Source organism: Kitasatospora sp. NPDC024654 (assembly GCF_055559155.1).
The window spans coordinates 97,318-100,212 of the sequence record NZ_JBVHLF010000024.1 but is presented as its reverse complement, the minus strand read 5'-3'; the positions used below and the strand labels follow the sequence as shown (position 1 = coordinate 100,212).

At 74.7% G+C, this 2,895-nt stretch carries 1 protein-coding gene; it reads right to left on the bottom strand.

Going from position 1 to position 2,895, the window contains the following annotated elements; all coding sequences use genetic code 11:
* Positions 1-155: 155 nt before the first annotated feature.
* On the bottom strand, positions 156-2,519 hold the full coding sequence (locus ACZ38L_RS17020; protein WP_465693884.1) for an ArnT family glycosyltransferase: 2,364 nt from the start codon (positions 2,517-2,519) through the stop codon (positions 156-158).
* Positions 2,520-2,895 lie beyond the last annotated feature (376 nt).

The window sequence follows — 2,895 nt, the reverse complement described above, 5'->3', positions numbered from 1 at the left end:
GCGACCAGTAACCCGGTCAACCTGAACCCGACCACGGGCCCGGTCCACACCGACACCGCGCTGCCCACCCCCCTCCCCCCCTCCCCCTCCCCCCCCCCCCCCCCCCCCCCCCCCCCTCCCCCCCCCCCCCCCCCGGCGTGCGGTTGCCCGGCGGGTCAGTTGGTGCAGTGGTACAGCACCTGGGCCGCCGCGGAGCTCGCCCCGGCGCCGTACTCGCTCGCCGGCACCGGGCTGCAGCTGCTCTGCAGCCACTGGGTGAGGCCGGCCGGCCCGGAGCCGCCGCCGAACCCGCCCCGGCCGCTCTCGCCCGCGCCGGGCACCAGGATGTACTGCAGCTGGTGGTCGGCGACCATGCTCTTCAGCTGGTCCAGGGTGGGGCTGGGCACCTGGCCGGTGAAGCCGCCCATCGGCAGCACCTCCTTGCCGGTGGCCATGATGTACGGCGAGGCCGTGCTCCAACTGGTGGTGGCCATCAGGTACTTGTCACCGGCGGCGTGCGTGCTGACGTAGTCGAAGATCGACTGCTGGGCGGAGGTCAGCTTGGCGTCGCCGCTCCCGCCGCCCCAGGCGCCGGCCATCGCGGCCATCGCGGCGCTGCCGCCCTTACCGGCCCCACCGGCAGCCCCGCCGCCGAAGGCCCCGCCGCCGAAGGCCCCGCCGCCGAAGGCCCCGCCGCCGAAGGCCGCGGCACCGGGCCAGGCCTGGCCGCCGCCCGCGCCGCCCGCCTTGGCGTCGGCCAGGAACTGCGCCATCCCGTGGCCGCCGCCACCGCCACCACGGCCGGACGGGCCGACCGTGCCCATGCCCGAGTTGCCGTACTTCGAGTCGAGCACCGACGCGGCCCACGCCCCGGGTGCCACCAGCATCGCGACCAGCGCCGTCAGCAGCCCGACCACGCCGAGCCGGCCGGCGGAGAACCGGCCGCCGCGGGAGACCAGCAGCAGCACCAGCGCCACCACCCCGAGGCCGATCGTGGTCGGCATCAGCCAGGGCAGGAAGGTGGGGTAGTCCTGGGTCAGGTAGGCCGCCCAGGCGACGGTGCCGACGACTGCGACCGGCAGCGCCCAGGCCCGGGCGCCGCCCTCCCGGAAGCCGCGCCAGAGCAGCACGGTGCCGGCGCCGCTCAGCGCGGCCAGCGGAGCGCCGATCACGCCCATGTAGTAGCTGTGGCCGCCGACGCTGCCCGCGCTGAAGACCAGGAAGAACACGGCCAGCCAGGTGCCCCAGAGCAGGAAGCCCGCCCGCAGGTGGTCGGTGCGCGGCTCGCGGCGTCGCCAGAGCAGCCCGCAGATCACCGAGATGGCGGCCAGCGGGTAGAGCCAGCCGGTCTGCGGCGCGAACTGGCTGCTGAACATCTTGGTCCAGCCGCCGTCGTTGCCGCCCATGCCGCCGCCCTTCTGGGCGCCGCCGCCGGCCCCACCGCCGGCCGTCTCGCCCTTGGCGCCGCCGGTACGGTGGCCTGCCATCGCGGCGGAGCCGGAGCCGGAGCCGTGGAAGCCCGCGCCGCCGGAGCCGAAGCCGGCCCGGTGGCCGCCCTGGGCGCCGGTGCCACCCGCGGCGCCGCCGCCGAAGCCGCCCCAGCTGCCCGGGCCCGCCTGGCCGCCGGCCGCCTGTCCGCCCTGACCGCCGGCCGCCTGGGCACCGCCGGCGGCACCACCAGCGCCGCCGGCACCACCAGCGGCACCCTTCGCGCCGCCGAAGGCGTGCCCCATGATGTTGCCGCCGCTGCCCGAGGTCACGCTGCCGGTGGACGACGCGGTCAGCCCGACCGACGAGAAGCGGTTCAGGAAGTTGTAGCCGACCACCATGCTGAACGCCGAGTTGTCGGTGGTCCCGTCGATGTACGGCCGGTCCTTGGCGGGCGTCACGGTCACCAGCAGGATCCAGGAGGCGGAGACCGCCACCGTCACCAGCCCGGCGAGCAGCACGTGGGTGATCCGCTTGCGCAGCGCGATCGGCGTCGACACCAGGTAGATCGCGGCCAGTGCGGGCAGCACCGCCCACGCCTCCAGCATCTTGGCCTGGAACCCGATCCCGACCCAGACCCCGGCCATCAGCAGCGGCCGCAGCCGTGCGGTCTGCGCGGCCCGCTGGGCGGCCTCGGCGGCCAGGATCACCATCAGGGTGAACGCCGGGTCCTCCACCGCGGTCCGGAACAGCCCGGCCAGCACCGGGGTCAGGGTGAACGCCGCCGCCGCGATCAGCGCCGCGTTCGCCCCGGCCCAGCGCTGCACCACGCGGTACAGGGCCAGCACCGAGAGCACGCCCTCGATCGCCTGGGGCAGCGTCAGCGCCCACGGGTGGAAGCCGAAGATCCGGGCGGAGATCGCCTGCGGCCAGAGGAAGCCGGGCAGCTTGTCCAACGTGATGCTGTTCGCCGGGTCGAACGACCCGTACACGAAGGCCTTCCAGCTCTCCGTCATGCTGCGCACGGCGTCGGAGTAGAAGGTGTGGTAGCCGCTCTGGTTGATGTTCCAGAAGTACAGCAGGCCCGCCACCGCCGTGATGGCCAGCAGCATCGGTCTGGCGTAGCCGGGCTGCCCCGCGGGTGACCGCCAGGGCCGTCTGCCCAGCAGGCGAGGTGCGATCGGCGCCGTCGTGGGTGTCGTGAGCACGCTTGTAGCCATGCCGCGACTCTGTGCCGCCTTGATGAGAAGGATCTGGGAAACCGCCGGTACCTGGGCAAACCTGTACCTACCGCACACCGAACCTTTGCCGAACGGATGGGCGACACCTGACGGATCATCTGATAGCGGGCCGTGACGGACGTCACAGGGGCCCCGGAACGGCACAGGGGGGGGGGGGGGGGGGGGGGGGGGGGGGGGGGGGGGGGGGGCGGGGGCGGGGGGGGGGGGGGGTGGGGGGGGGTGGTTACTGAGAGACCACAAACAGGGG